This window comes from Bacillus sp. CECT 9360 (assembly GCF_918741275.1).
Lineage (GTDB): Bacteria > Bacillota > Bacilli > Bacillales > DSM-1321 > Peribacillus.
The window spans coordinates 1-18769 of the sequence record NZ_CAKKNA010000006.1 but is presented as its reverse complement, the minus strand read 5'-3'; the positions used below and the strand labels follow the sequence as shown (position 1 = coordinate 18769).

14 protein-coding genes are annotated in these 18769 nt (G+C 40.1%); 9 read left to right on the top strand and 5 right to left on the bottom strand.

Features of this window, described 5'->3' with window-relative positions; genetic code table 11:
- Nucleotides 1-290 precede the first annotated feature (290 nt).
- The gene (locus tag LQ216_RS08515; RefSeq protein ID WP_230128860.1) at nucleotides 291-1421 is read right to left on the bottom strand and encodes an ATPase; all 1131 of its coding nucleotides are present in this window, start codon (nucleotides 1419-1421) and stop codon (nucleotides 291-293) included.
- 459 nt (nucleotides 1422-1880) lie between these two features.
- Here LQ216_RS08515 and LQ216_RS08510 point away from each other — a divergent pair, with 459 nt between their 5' ends.
- The 5 genes from LQ216_RS08510 (at nucleotide 1881) to LQ216_RS08490 (ending at nucleotide 7858) form a co-directional block, all read left to right on the top strand.
- Nucleotides 1881-2063 carry a hypothetical protein gene (locus LQ216_RS08510; protein ID WP_230128858.1) on the top strand — a complete coding sequence of 61 codons (183 nt, stop codon included), beginning with the start codon at nucleotides 1881-1883 and terminating at the stop codon, nucleotides 2061-2063.
- A 195-nt stretch (nucleotides 2064-2258) separates the two neighbouring features.
- Nucleotides 2259-4178: an ATP-dependent DNA helicase gene (locus LQ216_RS08505; RefSeq protein ID WP_230128856.1), complete on the top strand. Its 1920-nt coding sequence runs from the start codon at nucleotides 2259-2261 to the stop codon at nucleotides 4176-4178.
- A gap of 139 nt (nucleotides 4179-4317) precedes the next feature.
- On the top strand, nucleotides 4318-5385 hold the full coding sequence (locus tag LQ216_RS08500) for a Fe(3+) ABC transporter substrate-binding protein (RefSeq protein WP_230128854.1): 1068 nt from the start codon (nucleotides 4318-4320) through the stop codon (nucleotides 5383-5385).
- A gap of 131 nt (nucleotides 5386-5516) precedes the next feature.
- Nucleotides 5517-7148: an iron ABC transporter permease gene (locus tag LQ216_RS08495; RefSeq protein ID WP_230129111.1), complete on the top strand. Its 1632-nt coding sequence runs from the start codon at nucleotides 5517-5519 to the stop codon at nucleotides 7146-7148.
- Nucleotides 7148-7858 (top strand): ABC transporter ATP-binding protein, encoded by a 711-nt coding sequence (locus LQ216_RS08490; RefSeq protein WP_230128852.1) that lies wholly within the window; start codon nucleotides 7148-7150, stop codon nucleotides 7856-7858. The genes LQ216_RS08495 and LQ216_RS08490 overlap by 1 nt, the downstream gene beginning before the upstream one ends.
- A 283-nt stretch (nucleotides 7859-8141) precedes the next feature.
- On the opposite strand, the gene LQ216_RS08485 is transcribed toward LQ216_RS08490, so the two are convergent.
- Nucleotides 8142-9311: a GNAT family N-acetyltransferase gene (locus LQ216_RS08485; RefSeq protein WP_230128850.1), complete on the bottom strand. Its 1170-nt coding sequence runs from the start codon at nucleotides 9309-9311 to the stop codon at nucleotides 8142-8144.
- A gap of 288 nt (nucleotides 9312-9599) precedes the next feature.
- Here LQ216_RS08485 and LQ216_RS08480 point away from each other — a divergent pair, with 288 nt between their 5' ends.
- Complete coding sequence (locus LQ216_RS08480) at nucleotides 9600-11120, top strand: carboxypeptidase M32 (RefSeq protein WP_230128848.1); 1521 nt, start codon at nucleotides 9600-9602, stop codon at nucleotides 11118-11120.
- 67 nt (nucleotides 11121-11187) lie between these two features.
- The gene (locus LQ216_RS08475; protein ID WP_230128846.1) at nucleotides 11188-12075 is read left to right on the top strand and encodes an EamA family transporter; all 888 of its coding nucleotides are present in this window, start codon (nucleotides 11188-11190) and stop codon (nucleotides 12073-12075) included.
- Between the two features lie 952 nt (nucleotides 12076-13027).
- Here the strand turns inward: LQ216_RS08475 and LQ216_RS08470 are convergent.
- Genes LQ216_RS08470 through LQ216_RS08460 form a run of 3 tightly spaced genes read right to left on the bottom strand, consistent with a single transcriptional unit; the run spans nucleotide 13028 to nucleotide 16217 of the window.
- Nucleotides 13028-13948 (bottom strand): NAD-dependent epimerase/dehydratase family protein, encoded by a 921-nt coding sequence (locus LQ216_RS08470; protein ID WP_230128844.1) that lies wholly within the window; start codon nucleotides 13946-13948, stop codon nucleotides 13028-13030.
- Between the two features lie 4 nt (nucleotides 13949-13952).
- Nucleotides 13953-14933, bottom strand: a complete 981-nt coding sequence (locus LQ216_RS08465; protein ID WP_230128843.1) for an NAD-dependent epimerase/dehydratase family protein — start codon at nucleotides 14931-14933, stop codon at nucleotides 13953-13955.
- Nucleotides 14934-14945: 12 nt separating this feature from the next.
- Nucleotides 14946-16217 (bottom strand): nucleotide sugar dehydrogenase, encoded by a 1272-nt coding sequence (locus tag LQ216_RS08460; RefSeq protein WP_230128841.1) that lies wholly within the window; start codon nucleotides 16215-16217, stop codon nucleotides 14946-14948.
- 191 nt (nucleotides 16218-16408) lie between these two features.
- Between LQ216_RS08460 and LQ216_RS08455 the strand changes: the two genes are divergently transcribed.
- Together LQ216_RS08455 and LQ216_RS08450 are read left to right on the top strand one after the other, a co-directional pair.
- Nucleotides 16409-17623 carry a glycosyltransferase family 4 protein gene (locus LQ216_RS08455; protein WP_230128840.1) on the top strand — a complete coding sequence of 405 codons (1215 nt, stop codon included), beginning with the start codon at nucleotides 16409-16411 and terminating at the stop codon, nucleotides 17621-17623.
- Nucleotides 17620-18769: hypothetical protein (locus LQ216_RS08450; protein ID WP_230128837.1), on the top strand; the 1150-nt coding region annotated here is incomplete at its 3' end. The genes LQ216_RS08455 and LQ216_RS08450, both read left to right, overlap by 4 nt.

Here is an 18769-nt window from a genome sequence, read left to right as displayed (position 1 = left end):
CAAGGTGACACAAAAGGGTTAAATATGACAGTAAAACATTTTAGATAGATCCGTCTTGCTGCGACCAGTCAAAAAGTCGATAAATGATGGAGGTGAACTTTTTATGTCGGAAAAAAGGCATTAAGCATAAAAAAAGCGCACTCCTTACAAGTTGTATACACCGATGACGAGTCTCTTACGCTGACGGTTAAGCAAATTTATGCGAGCCAACCGTATATTTTGTAAGGTATAAAAAAAGCACTCTCCTTAAGGAAGAGTACTTTTTAAATATATTCATTATTATTGTGCAATTAGTCCTCTTCGCTATCGTCATCATCATCATCATCATCATCGTCATCATCATCATCATCATCACTATTCGCAGCAGCGGAATCATCATCATCGTCATCATCGTCGTCATCGTCATCGTCATCATCGTCGTCATCATCACTATTCGCAGCAGCGGAATCATCATCATCGTCATCGTCATCATCGTCATCGTCATCATCGTCATCGTCATCATCGTCATCGTCATCATCGTCATCGTCATCGTCATCGTCATCATCGTCGTCATCGTCATCGTCATCATCGTCATCATCATCGTCGTCATCGTCATCATCATCATCATCATCGTCATCGTCATCATCATCATCGTCATCGTCATCATCATCATCGTCATCATCATCATCGTCATCATCATCATCGTCGTCATCATCGTCATCGACATCATCATCGTCATCATCATCGTCATCATCGTCGTCATCGTCATCGTCATCGTCATCGTCATCATCGTCATCATCATCGTCATCGTCATCATCATCGTCATCATCATCGTCATCGTCATCATCGTCATCATCATCGTCATCGTCATCGTCATCATCATCGTCATCATCATCGTCATCGTCATCTTCGTCGTCATCATCATCATCGTCATCGTCATCGTCATCATCATCATCATCGTCATCATCATCATCGTCGTCATCGTCGTCATCATCATCATCGTCATCGTCGTCATCGTCATCATCATCATCATCATCACTATTCGCAGCAGCGGAATCATCATCATCGTCGTCATCATCACTATTCGTAGCAGCGGAATCATCATCATCGTCGTCATCATCACTATTTGTAGCAGCGGAATCATCATCATCATCATCATCATCATCGTCATTATCACTATTCGTAACAGCGGAATCATCATCATCATCGTTAGGGTTAAGGGCTTGGTTGTTCACTTGATCGTTCTCTTCTTCATCTTCCTCTTTATCTTCTTGTTCGCTTTCTGCTTCAGAGACAGATACAGCACCGTCGGTATAAATAACTTTTGATATTAGTTTTTCAATATTTTTTTTCATTAGTGCCTCTGAAATCTTTATTACGGCTTCTTCAAGAGTCAGCTCTTCGTTCAACAATAATTTATTTTTTTCATTATTTTCTTCCATTGATTTTCCTCCTATATTTTATAAGCTCAATTAATAGCTATCAGTTCATAAGTATTCATTAGGGGGAATTTTGTATAATGAAATAGCGGAGAAATGAGAAGTTATTAATGCGGGCACAACATGTCTATCTTCTACAGACTGATTATTATTTAAATAAAGAAGGGTATTTTTCGATTTAATCGTACTTTACAAAAAAAGCAATAAAATGTTTTATCAAAACAGGATAAGCCGTAAATCCGGTGAAATTCATTAAAGTTAATCATATTTTCTAAAAGGTATTTATGAGTCTGCTTCTGCTTATTCAAAATAAAACTTGATTACGCAACAAATTAGACAACTTTGTATAAAAGCCTCGGTAGAGTATTATCAGCCTGGTCATAATTATAAAAAGACGGTAAAGAATAACCTCCTCATCTTCAGCATAAAATGAATGTATCTTTTTTTGAGGAAGAGGGGTTAATGACTGTGAATGAAAAACTAGTGGATTTTGAATTAATCACAAAAGCTTTACATACTTCTTTTGAAACGATAAAACGAGATGGAGAAAACAGTAGTAGTTTGATTCAATTAAAAGATGCAGAAAAAAATCTTTACCAAGCACTATCATTCTATCTCCAGAAAGAAAATGGTAAAAATAGTTAACCTATATCTTTTGAATCATGCAGTTCCTAAAGGAGATAAGTGTAAATGCCATTAGCCATCTGGGAACTAGGATGGCTTTTGTCTTGACGTCTCCCTTATAATAGGTGATAATTAAATGTTGCTATTCAACATAATTTGAGCAGCTAACTTTTTTCAAATTAGCTGGTATGATAGATAAAAAAGGGGAGAACCACAATGCTGCAGACGCTGCCTTTTCCAATCACGAAGGACGATTCTTTTTATGATAAGCTTTCCGAGTGGATTGGGGATGTATTTTACGATATTCTGCCTGAAAAAGGATTTGAAGAACGCGATGAGCAGATTTTTATGGCGTTTCAGCTTGAAAAGGCTTTTAAAGAAAAAAACATTGCTTTTGCCGAAGCAGGTGTAGGGACTGGGAAAACGCTTGTTTATCTGCTTTATGCAATTTGTTACGCCCGATACACAAACAGGCCGGCCATTATTTCATGTGCCGACGAAACATTGATTGAACAGCTTGTTAAAGAAGAGGGCGATATCCAGAAAATCAAAAATGCACTCGGCATTTCGGTAGATGTCCGTCTTGCCAAACACCATGATCAATATGTTTGTCTGAAGAAGCTTGAACATGCAGTGGAATCTGTGGATTCCGAAGGGATTGACCAGCTTTTTGATGAGCTTCCAAAATTCGTTTATGACGGTAGCTCGATGTCGTCTTACACTCCCTACGGTGACCGCAAGCAATACCCGTACTTGAACGATGAAGACTGGTCAAAGGTCGGCTGGGATCAGCTCCAAAACTGTTTTACATGTGATTTGCGCCATCGCTGTGGCCAAACGCTTTCAAGAGACCATTACCGGAAATCAGCCGATCTGATCATCTGCTCACATGACTTTTTTATGGAGCATGTATGGACGAAGGATAAACGAAAGCGTGAAGGACAGCTACCGCTGCTTCCTGAGCATAGCTGTGTTATTTTTGACGAAGGACATTTGCTTGAATTTTCCGCACAAAAAGCATTGACCTATAAGATTGGCGAGCAGACGCTGGCTACGGTCCTGCAATCGTTAACTAGCAATGATGTCCGGGATGAAACGCTGTACATCATCGAGGAATTAATTGACTTGAATGAGGAATTCTTCAACTTCCTTGGCAAAATCGCCATACCAGTACTTGGTTCCAACCGATATCAAATCCCTGCCAACGACAAAGTGGGCGAACTTGCCCAAAGGCTTCATGAACTGGTTGAAAAGCTGGAAGAAAACCTTGTATTTGAAGCGGAAATGTATACGATTAATGAATACGATTTGAAGGTCACGGAAGAATATATAGAACAGCTCGGCTATTCACTTTCGCTGTTTTTACGGAAACAGCAGGCTGTGACCTGGTTCGAGGAACATGAAGGATCGAAAACATTAGTGATCATGCCCCGGTTGGTGAAGGATATTTTGGCCGAAGAGGTCTTTTCGAAAAAAATGCCTTACATCTTTTCATCTGCGACGCTTTCCGAAGATAAATCCTTTGATTACATTGCGGATAGCCTTGGCATTAAAAATTATACCAGTTTCTCCGTGGATTCTCCGTTTGGCTATGATGAAGTAATGAGCATTTCCATGCCGGTTTTCGATAATAATAATTTTGCCGAAAAAATGGCGTACACCTTAAAATGCGCGGAGGAAGGAAAAGGGGGAACACTGGTTTTATTCCGTTCGAAAGAAGAACTGCAATGGTTTAAAGATAATGCACCACCATCTAATCAGCCATTCTATTATGAAGGTGAATCAGAGATCAGTGATCTCGTGAAAAAATTCCAGGATGAGAAGAAATCCGTGTTGCTTTCCTATCATTTATGGGAGGGACTTGATATTCCCGGAGATTCTTTGAAGAATGTCGTGATTTTCTCGTTACCTTTCCCGCCGCATGATCCTGTATTTGAAGCAAAGCGCGGGGCAAGCGAGAAACCTTTTGAACAAGTGGACCTGCCTTACATGCTGCTTCGTTTGCGTCAGGGAATCGGCCGCTTAATCCGGACATCGCAAGATTCAGGGACCGTGCACATTCTCACTGAAAAAAACCTCGATGAGAGTGTTTTGAACAAGATTGTTGCGGTCTTGCCTACAACTGTAAATGTTTAAAGGTAACTCGTTAGGCTGTCGATATAATCGGCAGCCATATTTTTAATAGGATATTTACTGAATACTATTGACTTGAGAATGATTATCATTATAATTGAGAATGAAAGTCATTATTAATATACATAAAGGAGAAAATAATATGAAAAAAATATGGTTTGGATTTTTGTTTATCCTTTCGTTCGCTCTATTAGCCGCCTGTTCAGGTGGAAATGACGAATCACAACCGAACGGTAATGATTCGAAAAAGGAAGACAAGGGGGCCGTCAACCTTTACACAAGCCGGCACTATGAAGCAGATGATGAAATTTACGCTGCTTTTACCGAGGAAACCGGCATCAAGGTGAATGTGGTTAAAGGAGAAGAGAATGAATTAATCGAGCGCCTTTCCAGAGAAGGGGCGGCTACCGAAGGCGATCTGTTTATGACATCTGACGCGGGAAGGCTGCATTGGGCGAAAGATAAAAACCTATTGCAAAGCGTTGACAGTAAAACACTTTCGAACAATATCCCCGAAAACCTCAGGGATAAAGACAACCAATGGTTCGGGCTAACCAAACGGGCGCGTGTTATCGTATATTCCAAAGATCGCGTTCAACCTTCTCAGCTGTCTACGTATGAAGATTTGACAGAAGCAAAATGGAAGGACAAAGTTTTGGTTCGACCTTCAGAGAATGTTTATAATCAGTCTCTTTTAGCTTCTTTTATTTCCTTGAACGGTGAGGAGAAAGCGAAAGATTGGGCAGAGGGAATCGTAGGAAATATGGCAAGAGATCCGCAGGGGAATGACCGCGACCAGGCAAAAGCAATCGTAGCCGGTGAGGGTGACGTTGCGATCATGAATACGTATTATATCGGCGTTATGGCAAACTCCGAGGATCCGGAAGAAGTGAAAGTTGCTGAACAAGTCGGTGTCTTTTTCCCGAACCAGGAGACAAATGGGACACATATTAATGTGAGTGGCGTTGGGTTAACTAAGCACGCGAAAAACAAAGAAAATGCGATTAAACTTATGGAATTCTTATCAAATGAAAAATCGCAGGGCAAATTTGCCGAGACGAATTTCGAATACCCGGTAAATCCAAATGTCGAACCTTCTGAATTGCTGAAATCATGGGGTGACTTTAAAGCCCAGGAACTCAATTTATCTGAGCTTGGGGAAAACAATGCGGCCGCAGTGAAGTTATTCAATGAGGTTGGCTGGAAATAATTCGTCTTTCCTTTTTTCCTTGTCACAGGTACAATATACTTATAAAATAGAGCCGTATCTCATATTTGTGATACGGCTCTATTTTTTAGATGATTGAATTTTTATAAATTGGTTGGGAATGATTGAATTTGATTCGGCAAATAAAGAAACATGTAAGCTCATGGGCATTAGCTAGTTTTTTATTAATTATCATCATCATGTTGCCTACCCTGTTTATCGGGGTTCAATTTTTTTCAGAAACAAGTGAAAACTGGCAGCATATTAAAGAGTTTCTATTAACTGACTATATTCTTAACACAATGATTCTTGTATTAATTACAGGATTTTTTACGATCATAATCGGTGTAAGTATGGCGTGGTTTATTTCGGCCTATGATTTTCCTTTTAAGAACTTTTTTAAATGGGGCATCATTCTACCGCTGGCGATCCCCCCTTATATCGGGGCTTATACCTATCATGGGATTTTAAATTACACCGGCGTTCTCCAGGCCACTCTGAGAAACAATTTTGATGTTGGAGTGAACCAAAAATACTTTACTATCATGAATATGCCGGGAGCCATCTTCATTTTCACGATGTTTTTGTTTCCTTATGTATATATCATTACGAAAAGCTTTTTGGAAAAACAATCGGCCTCACTCGTTGAAAATGCTCGACTGCTAGGAAGGAATTCCTTTGCTATTTTCTTTCGGATCGTGTTGCCTATATCTAGGGCATCGATCATAGGTGGGGTTAGCTTAGTGATGCTAGAGGTGTTGAATGATTACGGTGTTGTAAAATATTTCGGCATTCAGACCTTCAGTACAGCGATCTTCCAGACATGGTTCGGCATGGCTGACGTTGGCTCTGCAATCAAGCTATCAGGAATTTTGATGTCTATCGTAATTTTTATTTTACTTATAGAAAAGCTGATCAGAGGACGGAAACAATTCAGCTATTCGACTTCGAAGGTCCGCCCGCTCCAAGCAATGAAATTAAGCGGGATCAAAGGTTGGCTGATGTTTTCTTATTTCATTGTCGTGTTTTCTTTAGCCTTTTTAATCCCGTTTGTGCAATTGATCCAGTGGACGGTGATGACTTATGAAAAAGTAATAAGCGAGGAGTTCATTACTTTAATATGGAATTCAACCTTTGTTGCTTTTGTGGGTGCCTTTTTCATAGTATTCACCGCCTTGATCATCGCTAATTTCAATCGTTTAAATCACGGACTTATCGCTAATCTATTTTCTAAAATAATTGTGTTCGGCTATTCCATACCCGGGGCAGTGATCGCAATCGGGGTGCTTACTCTTTTTATCGCCCTTGATCGCCAACTCTTTGCATTTTATCATGCTATCGGAATCCAGCCGACCTTAATATTGAGCACGAGCATTGCCATGCTGATATTCGCTTATGTGATCCGTTTTTTAGCCTTAGGATATAATTCAATAGACTCGGGATTTGAGAAAGTCGGACTCACGTTCACAGAAGCATCCAGGACGCTTGGAATGACGGTCACGCAAACTTTCTTTAAAGTCGATCTTAAAATGATCAAAGGTGCTGTGTTCGGTGCATTCATTCTCGTCTTTATTGATATTTTAAAAGAATTGCCGCTTACCTTGATTTTACAGCCATTTAATTTCTATACCCTTGCCACTAAGGCATTCCAGTATGCCGGGAATGAGATGATCCATGAAGCAGCGCTGGCATCGATTTTGATCATCATAATCAGTGGAATGTCCATCTACTTCTTTCATAAGGTTTTAGAAAAGGAGCCGAGCTAATGTTTGTACATGTTAACAACTTACAATTTCAATATAAAAATGCTACGGAACAAACGATTCATGACTTTTCGCTTGCGATTGAAGAAGGGGAAATTGTCTCTATCCTTGGAAATAGCGGGAGCGGAAAGAGTACGATTCTTCGATTAATAGCCGGTCTTGAAGTTCCAAAAAGCGGCTCCATTATAATAAACGATCATATCATGTCTGACGGTATCCATTTTGTACATCCTGAAAAACGGGGAGTGGGTATGGTTTTTCAGGATTATGCCCTATTTCCTCATATGACCGTTGCCGACAATATCAAGTTTGGACTTAAAAGAATCAACAAAAAGCAAAAAAAAGAGCGGTTGGACGAAGTGCTTAATTTAGTCGGATTAACTAACTTTAGTAAACGTTATCCATATGAATTGAGCGGCGGTCAGCAGCAGCGGGTTGCCTTGGCACGGGCGTTGGCTCCCAATCCATCGTTGCTAATGTTCGACGAACCTTTCAGTAATCTCGATGCAGAGCTGCAGCTCAAAATTCGGGATGAGCTGCGTACCATTATCAAAAAAACAGGTATCACATCCATTTTTGTTACACATGACCGGGAGGATGCGAGATCCCTCGCGGACCGAATTGTCATCATGCAAGAAGGTACAGTCGCACAAGAAGGAAAGCCGTGTGATTTGCTTGTCGAAGATATGAAACAAAGTCCTGTATTCAGGTGATAGAGTATCTATATACTTTGGAAGAGTATATAGATACTTTTTTAGAAGATAAGTATACCTTTTTTAATTAAAAAGATTTCCAACTACGCAGGATTTATAATCCAAACTGGAGATTTATCCAAACTCGGGATTTTTTATCCGAACTCAAGATTTATTGTCCAAACTCAGCCTTTATTATCCGACTTCAAGATTTATTATCCAAATACCAGAATTACGTTTGCCACAGAACGTGGCAGTTTTTAGTCGATGTTCCATACTTGCAGGGCGCTTACGCTTTTCTAATTTAAAAGAAGTCGTAGAAGAATGGGTGCCGTTTTGGAAGCAGTGATTCCAATTTTTGAATCTCTTCCGAAGAACCGGATACCCTGCCAATTTCTTGTAAGGCGATAGGCCGCATATAGCTCAGCATAGCAGCAGCTAAAGCGTTGATATCCATATGAATTCCTTTTTGTTTAGAATCAGAGTTATTCTCATTGTTCAATACGGTGATTTTGCCGTCCTTAAGCAGAACAGACTGATTATTCCATTCCGCAAAGGAATCCGTAATATGTAAAACAATTTCATCTTCAACATTCTCCCATTGAAAATCATATTGCTGGAAAAACGAGCTAATATCCACGATTCTGATCATAAAGTAAGGAACAACTTCCATTTTGACCCTCGGTTCCTTCAAGCTGAACATCAGCGGGTCATTTTCATAAGTGGTCATCTCTACCTCCTGCAGCATGGAATCATGCTGGCAGATGAAATTCCATAAACCGCTTCTCGCTTCATTGTCCACGACAACAAATTCAGCAATCGTCATTTTTCTGTCTTTGATTTCATAGATCATGTAGCCGGTTGCGTTGCTTTCTTTATTGAAGTAAACGGCCCCCTTGCTACCTCCATAAATGGCGTTGGTCCACCAGTCCTTGTCTCGCGCAAGCATCCCGTTAAATGGTTTCGCAAATTGGTTATACACCCGCTCGATTGCTTCAGGATGCGATTCTTCATCGAAACGATTTACGATACCGGTGACCTGTTCTTTCATAACCAGATCAGCTTTTTTGAGCGTCACCTTTAATCTGTTTGCAAAAAGCTCCCACCCGTACTTCCTATAGAATGGCACAGAAAAAGGATGTAGCATCGATATGCTGTGGCCGTTATCTTTCATAAATTGCAGCGAATGGGACAGCAGTTCGTTTACATGTCCTTTTCTCCTGTGTTCAGGATAAGTCGCAACGCCGGCAATTCCACCCATTTTCAGGGCTTTCTCGCCCATGAAAACCTCAAGCGAAAGCAGGTGAAGCTTTGCTGCAACGCTGTCATTTTCCAATACCCCGAATAATTTGTGTTTTTCAAGATTACGCAATCGCTTTTCGATCTCTTCTTCAGGCACTTTATATTGAAAGGCATATTCAGATAAAGCAATGGCCTCCCGGTAATGACTTTTCTGTAATGAAATGACATTCATCCAATCAGTCCTTTCGTTTAGTAATACTAGTCTTTCAGATTCATATAGCCCTATCCTTTTGATACAGGCTTGTTCTTATTCACGCAATCAAAACATAACAGCGTTTTTCCATCGGTAACGCCATCCAGAAAGCCATCGCGGCAATAGATCTTTTTATTGCAGTCACTGCAACATCCAATAAGTTCGACCATATGTTAACCACTTCCTTTTCTTGTAGTTAGTTAAAAATGGCAATCTCTTATTCATTATATGATAAAATTAAGCCGTAATCCAAAAGGAGGGATAGGTATGAGTGCCGGAATTGAAAAAAATGAAACAGAGTTTTTGGAGTATGTTAAAAAAATATCTTCCTATGGCGAAGCACTTGGACTCATTTATTGGGACTTGCGGACAGGCGCTCCCAAAAAAGGGGTCGAACAGCGCTCAGAAGTGGTCGGCATGCTTTCATCTGAAATATTTAATCTATCTACAAGCGAAAAAATGGCAGGGTTTATTGCCAGCATGTCTTCTGCAGAGGCGAGAAAGACACTCTCCGATACCACGACTAAAATAGTTGAGGAATGCAAAAAAGAGTATGAAAGAAACAAGAAGATTCCTGCTGAGGAATATAAGGAATTTGTTGTGCTGCAATCGAAAGCGGAAAGTGTCTGGGAAGATGCGCGGGCGGCTGATGATTTCGCGATGTTCCAACCATACCTTGAACAGATTGTGGCTTATACTAGAAAATTCGTGGGCTACTGGGGCTATGAGGGCAATCCATATAACACACTCCTTGACATGTATGAACCAGGAGTTACCGTAGACGTGCTTGATCAAGTATTCGGCGAGCTGCGCGAAAGAATCGTTCCGTTAGTCAAGAAGATCTCAGAAAGTGAAAACAAGCCTGAAACCTCATTTCTGTTTAAAAGGTTCCCCAAGGAAAAACAAAAGGAATTCAGCCTTGAAATCCTGAAGCAGCTTGGCTACGACTTTGAAGCCGGCCGTTTGGATGAGACGGTCCATCCGTTCGCCACCGGATTAAATGTTGGCGATGTACGCATCACCACCCGTTATGACGAACATGATTTTAGGGGTGCGATCTTCGGAACGATTCATGAATGCGGCCACGCCATATATGAACAAAATATCTCCAAAGAATTGACAGGTACACTTTTGGATGATGGCACATCGATGGGGATCCATGAATCCCAATCGCTTTTCTTCGAAAATTTTATCGGCCGCAATTATAGCTTCTGGAAAAAGCAATATCCGCTCTTGAAGCAATTTGCTCCGGGACAATTCGAACATGTAGAACTCGATGATTTTTATCGGGCCATTAATGAATCGAAACCCTCTCTTATTCGAGTAGAATCCGATGAACTTACATATTCACTGCATATTATGATTCGCTACGAGATTGAGAAGGCGTTATTCAATAATAAATTGGAAGTCAAGGACTTGCCGGAAGTATGGAATCGGAAATATGAAGAATACCTGGGAATTACCCCGGAAAACAATGCAGTCGGAGTACTTCAGGATGTACACTGGTCGGGCGGCAGTTTTGGTTACTTCCCGTCGTACGCGCTTGGCTATATGTATGCTTCACAAATAAAGCAGACGATGCTTAAGGATATTCCAGAATTCGATCAGCTTCTTGAAGAAGGAAATATTGTACCAATCAAAGGGTGGCTGAATGAAAAAATCCATCGCTTCGGAAAAACGAAAAAGCCATTGGAAATCCTTGAATCGATAACAGGCGAAGGCTTAAACGCAAAGTATCTGATTGATTATCTTGAAGAGAAATACGGGCGGATCTATCAATTAAGTTAAGGAGATGGGGGATGAGCAATCATCCCTCTGCTGCGTTTTTATAAGAAGATCACAGAAGGAGATAAATATGGTACCGATACTTGCAGTTGTTGCAGCTGCTTTTTTATGGGGAATAATCGGCCTTTTTGTAAAAGGCTTAACCGAGGCAGGGTTTTCACCAATGGAAATCGTAACCATCCGCGTTGTTTGTGCCAGTCTCTTTTTATTGCTCATCGGAGCATTTAAAAATAGGAACCTATTAAAAATAAGGGCAAAGGACACCTATTTATTCATCGGCACTGGGATTGTCAGCATTGTTTTCTTTAATTGGTGCTATTTCACGGCGATGAATATGCTTTCGATTTCAACTGCCGTTATTTTACTATATACGTCCCCGATATTTGTCATGTTATTTTCCAGCTTTTTTTTCAAAGAAAAAATCACGTATACAAAAATCATCCTGATTGGCTGTACGGTTTTAGGTAGTATGTTAATAGCGGGAGAAAGCGGCTTGGAAGTTTCGGGCGGGGAGAATTTAGGCTACATAATCGGGATAGGAGCCGGAATCGGTTACGCGCTATACAACATTTTCGGGAAGCTGGCGCTGAGAAAGTATGAGAGCTTTACGATCACTGCTTATACATTTATAACAGCTTCGGTTTTCTTATTACCGATAACGCGGGTTTGGAATAAAACGGAGACCATCATGGTGCCAAACACAATCCTGCTGATTCTAGGGCTAGGTCTTTTTTCGACCGTTATTGCTTATTTACTGTATACCTGGGGATTAGGCAAAATGGAAGGAAGCAAGGCAGCCGTGATTGCGACCGCAGAGCCGGTTACAGCCATGTTTCTTGGGTTCCTTTTCTATGATGAGAGGCTGTCTTCGATACAGCTTGTCGGTGCGATCATTATTATAGGGGCCATGATTTTTTATAATAAGAATCCAAGGAAAGGCTTACAAACCAATAATTAAACAAATGGTATGAAATTAAGTAATTGACAGAATTTGCGGTATGTTTTAATTAATACAACTTATAAAGTAACAGGAACATTTCCAGCCTTCAAGAATATAATAAAATAATATATCGAGAAGGAAAGTGGACCTGTTGGAAAAAAAATATTGCATTCATTGCCGGACTATCTATGTTGATGCCGAGGTTTGTGAAGTTTGCGGGAAGGACGAGTTCAAAGCAATTATTATCGATGTACAGTCCCATCCAGAGAAAGGGAAATAGGCAAAGTTTTAAAAAAAGTTCTTTTTATTCTAAATGCTTAATTAAATAATCATTTATGATATTAAGCATCATCATTCAATTACTCTCATCTTTCATCTCTACGAGCAAAGGGTTTGATTGAGTTTAAGATAATTATATTTAAAAACGGAGTCATTCCTGAGGTCGGGGTTACGATAAAACGCTTATTTAAATATGGAAGGTACCGGTGCAAAATAAGTTATAGCCTTTAATTTTCGCCATGATTCCACAGCGTTTTCGCTTATCATAAACAGACGAACTACCGTTATCATAAAAGCTATAGTAAGAATATCTCATACATCCGTATAGCTGCACATAAGAGTGGGTGTCCCAGGACACCCTTTTTGCGGTAAAATTAAAAGAATCGTCCTTCAAAACGATCGAGGGAACGATTCTTTTTGTGTGGTCTAGTCGATCTTTGCCATATTGTCTTTAATAGAAGGAAGCAATCACGATTATGAAGATGGTTCCACCTCTTACAGCTTTCATCAGTCATCGAATCAATTATCTACATAAAGTTGAAGAGGCATAATACATAGTAATTGAATATCCGGTCCGTTATTTCTTAAGTCAATACATCTTAAAAATTTGGAAACAAAAGGTCAGCCATTCCCCAAACAAATAGGCCACCACTACATTTCATTTTTTCTTCTAATTTATAACAACCTGCATTTAATGTTCCTGCATTACAAAATCATAAGTTTCCTGTAATCCTTCATTAATACTGTAAAGAGGTGTCCACTGCAGCAGCCGTTCTGCTTTGTTGTTTTCAAGGCAACTATGCATTATATCGCCCGGCCTTCCGTCTGAATGCGTTATAACAACTTTCGAACCATGAAGTTTAGTTAGAGTGTATGCCAATTGATTCACTGATGTTGGTGTAGCAGTACCAATATTTATAACTTCATTATCGCCTTGTTGAATCGCACAGAGATTTGCTCTTACTACATCTTTTACATAAACAAAATCGCGTGTTTGCCCTCCATCACCGTGTATAACTAATGGGAGTCCTTTTTTTATACGATCCAAAAAAATAGCTACAACTCCACCTTCGCCCTTAGGTGTCTGGTTAGGACCGTATACATTTGCATATCTTAATACCGTATAAGAAAGTCCATAAAGCTGGTGATAAATGCGCAAATAATGCTCAGGAGCGAATTTGGAAACACCATAATAGGAAATGGGTTCTGTTAAATTATTTTCAGTAAGACGAGCCACTTTAATGTCTCCATAAACGGCACTAGAAGAAGAATAAATGATTTTTTTTACGGAAGATGACTCGCGACAAGCTTCAAGTATATTAACGGTTCCCAAAATATTCACTTGTGCGTCATATTCAGGATTATGAATGGAACTTAACACATCCACTTGTGCAGCCAGATGAAAAACAATATCTGGCTGTTCCTTAACAATCAAATCTCTAACATCACTGCTTTGAACATCTAAAACGTGTAAAATCGCCCGGGGATGGATCTGTTCCCGTTTGCCACTCGCCAAATTATCAATAATATGCACAGTGACACCTTCTGAAATCAATTCCCTGACCAGGTGCGACCCGATAAATCCCGCACCTCCTGTAACAACGGCTTTCATATAATCAGCCCCCATTATTTCCTATTATATTCTGGCGATACCACTCAATTGTTGTTCGAAGCCCATCTTCAAGCCCGGTCTTTGGTTCATACCCCAGTATGAATTTTGCACGCTCTAAATCCGGCATACGTGCCTGCATATCTTCATAACCAGGTCCGTAAGCCTCCTCATACGGCACTCGAATGATTTTTGATGAGGATCCGGCAAGACGCCGGATCATTTCAGCCAGTTCTTGTATGGTAATTGTGCGGTCTGTCCCAATATTGAAAATGAAGCCATTCGCTTTTTGTGACAACGTTGCTGTAGTGCCTGATACCGCGTCACCGACAAATGTAAAGCATCTGGATTGTGTTCCGGTACCATACACCTCAATCGGTTGATGGTTTAAAGCAGCTTTTATGAACCGTGAAACTACACCGCCATATTCTGAAGAAGTCTGTCGGGGGCCATACGTATTAAAGTATCTTATTACTGTTACAGGCAAGCCTTTCTCCTTATAGGCAAAACACAAGTGTTCGTCAAGTGCTTTAGCCGTGGCATAACACCAACGGTGAGTCGAGGTTGCACCTAATACCCGATCCGCATCCTCTTTGAAAGGCAGCACTGTATTCTTGCCATAAACTTCGGACGTTGAGGTGAAAATCACTTTAATCCCCTTTTGATAGGCAACTTCCAGTACGTTTCTTGTACCGTCTATATTACCTTCAATTACTTTTAAAGGATTCTCTACAGTATTTTTAACTCCTAGCATCGCAGCTAGATGGAATACTGCGTCACATCCATCCATAGATACTTCCACCAATTTTCTGTGGTTTACAGAGCCAGGGATAAACGTATAATTTTTATTAGATATTACTTGGTTCGAGAAGTCCCTACTCCCTGTAGATAAATCATCCAAAACCAACACCTGATGCCCTTCTTGTAAAAGACGTTCCACTAAATGCGATCCAATAAAACCAGCACCGCCAGTAACCAGAATTTTCATATCGGTTCCCCCTTATATAAGAACAATGTTTTTATAACCATGTAAGCTTTTCATTGCGTTTCGAGTATCAATTACCAAAGACGATTCCTGTGCAATCAATTCATAGGGTAGGCAGCTATGATCCGTAAGTATCAGGGTGCAATCAGCTTGTTTAATTTCGCTGCTCGACAGATTGATACTTTTCATAGTGGAATTGCCTGATTTAATTTCACTTACAAAAGGGTCATGGAATTCAACATGAGCCCCTGCGTTCTTCAACTGCTCAATTACTCTAAGTGCCACCGACTCTCTCAAGTCATTGACGTCTTTTTTGTACGTCACGCCTATCGCCAAAATATGGCTCATTTTAAGGGGTTTATTCAGTGTTTTTTCAACTTTGGTGCGGATAAACTGCGGCATTTGTTCGTTAATTTTATGGGAGAGACTGATAAATTCCAGATCTATATTGTATTGTCCGGCTTTCCATAGGAGGTATAGGGGATCTACCGGAATACAGTGTCCACCAATCCCAGGACCTGGATAATAAGGGGTGAAACCATATGGTTTTGTGCTAGCAGCGGCGATGACTTCCCATAGGTTAATGTCCATTTCATCACATAGCAGGAGCAATTGATTCATGACAGAAATGTTAACGAAACGTTGGTAATTCTCCAGAATTTTTGTGAGTTCGGCAACTTTTGGGGAAGATACGACCACTACCGTGTCAAAGATAGATTCATAGACAGTTTTGGCTAAGTTGGTACAAGCTGACGTTACTCCACCTACCACTTTTGGGATTGTGCTTATCATCGTTTTATCTCCAGGATTGATCCGTTCTGGTGAATAGGCAACGAAAACCTGATTTCCTACTTCAAAACCATTGGACTGAATGAGTGGGACAATCTCTTCCTCTGTGGTTCCTGGATAAGTGGAACTCTCGAGGACGACCAGCTGACCTGGTTTTAAGAATGGCTGGGAATTCGTTATTGCTGATCGTATAAACCTTAAGTCGGGTTTTGTATCCTTATCGAGAGGAGTCGGCACGCAGATGATCACGACGTCTACGTCATTAATTACCTGAAATGAACTCCCTACATGGAAATTTTTCTGTGAAAACATTTTTTCAATGTCTTCATCGGAAAAATCGGATAAGTAACTCTGATTGTTTGAAAGCAAGTTTATCTTATTGGTGTCAACATCGATTCCATATACGGTGTGCCCTTTTTGGACAAACATATTGGAAAGCGGGAGGCCGACGTACCCAAGACCGATAACTGCAATTTTAAATATAGAATTTTCGTTCAATAGCTTTTCCTCCTTGTACAAATCTATAAACATGCTATGTCGTCTACATTTAAATGCACCCGTATAGAAGCCCTTATTTGATAAAAAAGGTAATAGTCTATTAATTTTTAATAAACTAGTGAAATGCCCCAACCAAATGTCAGCGCAACACATAGGATATACAGAAATTTGATTAGGAGAGGAAGAAGTGAATGAAAATTCTGTTGGCCACTTATTGGTATCTCCCGCATGTGGGAGGAGTATCAACCCACGTATATGGGTTGAAGCGGGAACTGGAACGTTTAGGTCATGAGGTGGATATTTTGGCGCATCATCCAGATATGCAAAAATATTATATGCCGAACAATGGGCGGTTTCTTGAAAAGCCAAAGGTAAAAGATTTGATTTATGAAAAGGTTCTCGCATTTTACAAGGAGAACATTTCACAGGTGGATCCGTGGATTAGATGGAGAGAGATTGAGCGCTACAGTTTCGAAGCAGCAGCATCCGTATTTGGTTTGACAAAATACGATTTGATTCATACACATGATATAGTTTCCACCCGGGCACTGTGGCGGGTGAAACCAAAAGAAGTTCCATTAATTGCAACCATCCATGGTTGTCTGGCAACGGAATTCATTATTTCAGGAGAGGTAAAGAGCAGAGAAAGTCTCCAATGGAAATATGTCGAAGCTGAGGAGTTGTATGGAGGGACCTCTAGTAACATTACTATTGTCCCTACTCAGTGGCTTAAAGATTTGATGGTTAACGACTTTAAAGTCCCAGCAGATCATATATCCGTTATTCCTTATGGAATGGATATAGACGGATTCATTGAGAAAACGGAAAAATTTCCAAAGTTGGATCGTCCTACTGACAAGAAAGTAATTGTCTGCCCTGCACGTCTGGTTCCAGTAAAAGGCCAACAGTATCTTTTAGATGCACTGGCCCGACTTAAACAAGAAAGATCTGATTGGATCTGCTGGATAATTGGCGATGGGGAGTTACGCCGATCTTTGGAACAGCAGGCACAGAAGTTGAATTTAAATGAAGAAGTTATATTTTTGGGGAATCGTGAGGATGTTCCGAGCCTTCTGAAGCAAGCTGATATTTTCGTCCTTCCAAGCCTTCAGGATAACCAGCCTTTTTCCGTTATGGAGGCTCAACTGGCAGCGAAACCGGTAGTTGTTTCGGATGCAGGTGGAATTCCTGAAATGGTTGAGCACGGCAAGACAGGTTTAATAGTACCTGCTGGCGAAAGTAAACCACTTTACAAAAATCTGGAGCAACTTCTTGCAAATGATGTTCTTAGAAATCAATTGGCGGAGAATGCTCAGAAATTTGCCATGGAGCAATGGTCGCTGCACACCATGATGGAAAGGATATTTGAAGTTTATAAAAACATTGCCGGGAGGAAGGTTCATTGACTGATAAACGGAAAGATATCAAAATGAGGTTATTCGACATTCTACGGGCAGATCAAAACGATAATATTAAAACACTTAGGGATCTGAAAACGAATAAGCAGTTTTTGAAACCCGAAACAGAAGAAAAGAAGAGCATGGCTGCGGTTATCAATTCAGGAAACCCATTAATTCGGGATAAAAACACGAATTCGAGAGCGGAAAACGAGGACATGAAAAGAAAAACCGGAAGTATAGCGGCAAAAAATGAGAAACTAATGGCAAAGACCGCGAATTTGAAAGCTCAAAACGAAGAACTTAAAAGAATGGCCGAGGCTCTGAAAAAAGATAACCAAAAATTGATGGCAGAGACCGCGAATCTGAAAGCCAACAACAACAGTAAAGCATTGAAAGAAACGATTCAAGTCTTGCAAAGTACTATTAAAAAGCTGAAGAGTGAAAATTACTCGATACACGCAGAATACGAAAAAATGAAAAGTAACTCGAAGATATTGACAACAGAAAAAGAGAAACTACAGACAGAAAATGAGAATCTGCAAGCTAACAATTTTAAAAGTGAAAACTTAAAAGAAAAAACTCGAAATCTGCAAAGTGCTATTCAAAAGTTGAAGAGTGAAAATAACTTAATAAACGCAGAATACAAAGAAATGAAAAGGAAGGCAGGGGAACTAACAAAAGAAAATGAGAAACTGCAGACAGAGAATGAGAACCTAATAGTTAATAGTATCAACAGTGGAAACTTAAAAGAAGAAATTCAAAACCTGCAAAGTGCTGTTCAAGAGCTGGAAAGAGAAAATAAGTCGTTAATTACCGAACACGAAGAAATGAACAGAAGGGCTGGTGAACTGACAGCAGATAACGAGCGACTGCAGTCAGAAATTGAAAATCTACAAGCTAACTATGTCAATAGTGAAAACTTGAAAGAAGAAGAAGTTCAAAACCTGCAAAGTGCTGTTCAAGAGCTGGAAAGAGAAAATAAGTCGTTAATTACCGAACACGAAGAAATGAACAGGAGGGCTGGGGAACTGACAGCAGATAACGAGCGACTGCAGTCAGAAATTGAAAATCTACAAGCTAACTATGTCAATAGTGAAAACTTGAAAGAAGAAGAAGTTCAAAACCTGCAAAGTGCTGTTCAAGAGCTGGAAA

What these genes read in the sequence shown, in the direction of transcription:
- LQ216_RS08515 (WP_230128860.1), bottom strand. Translation starts at nt 1,421, where the DNA reads ATGGAAGAAAATAATGAAAAAAATAAATTATTGTTGAACGAAGAGCTG.
- LQ216_RS08510 (WP_230128858.1), top strand. Translation starts at nt 1,881, where the DNA reads ATGACTGTGAATGAAAAACTAGTGGATTTTGAATTAATCACAAAAGCT.
- LQ216_RS08505 (WP_230128856.1), top strand. Translation starts at nt 2,259, where the DNA reads ATGCTGCAGACGCTGCCTTTTCCAATCACGAAGGACGATTCTTTTTAT.
- LQ216_RS08500 (WP_230128854.1), top strand. Translation starts at nt 4,318, where the DNA reads ATGAAAAAAATATGGTTTGGATTTTTGTTTATCCTTTCGTTCGCTCTA.
- LQ216_RS08490 (WP_230128852.1), top strand. Translation starts at nt 7,148, where the DNA reads ATGTTTGTACATGTTAACAACTTACAATTTCAATATAAAAATGCTACG.
- LQ216_RS08485 (WP_230128850.1), bottom strand. Translation starts at nt 9,311, where the DNA reads ATGAATGTCATTTCATTACAGAAAAGTCATTACCGGGAGGCCATTGCT.
- LQ216_RS08480 (WP_230128848.1), top strand. Translation starts at nt 9,600, where the DNA reads ATGAGTGCCGGAATTGAAAAAAATGAAACAGAGTTTTTGGAGTATGTT.
- LQ216_RS08475 (WP_230128846.1), top strand. Translation starts at nt 11,188, where the DNA reads ATGGTACCGATACTTGCAGTTGTTGCAGCTGCTTTTTTATGGGGAATA.
- LQ216_RS08470 (WP_230128844.1), bottom strand. Translation starts at nt 13,948, where the DNA reads ATGAAAGCCGTTGTTACAGGAGGTGCGGGATTTATCGGGTCGCACCTG.
- LQ216_RS08465 (WP_230128843.1), bottom strand. Translation starts at nt 14,933, where the DNA reads ATGAAAATTCTGGTTACTGGCGGTGCTGGTTTTATTGGATCGCATTTA.
- LQ216_RS08455 (WP_230128840.1), top strand. Translation starts at nt 16,409, where the DNA reads ATGAAAATTCTGTTGGCCACTTATTGGTATCTCCCGCATGTGGGAGGA.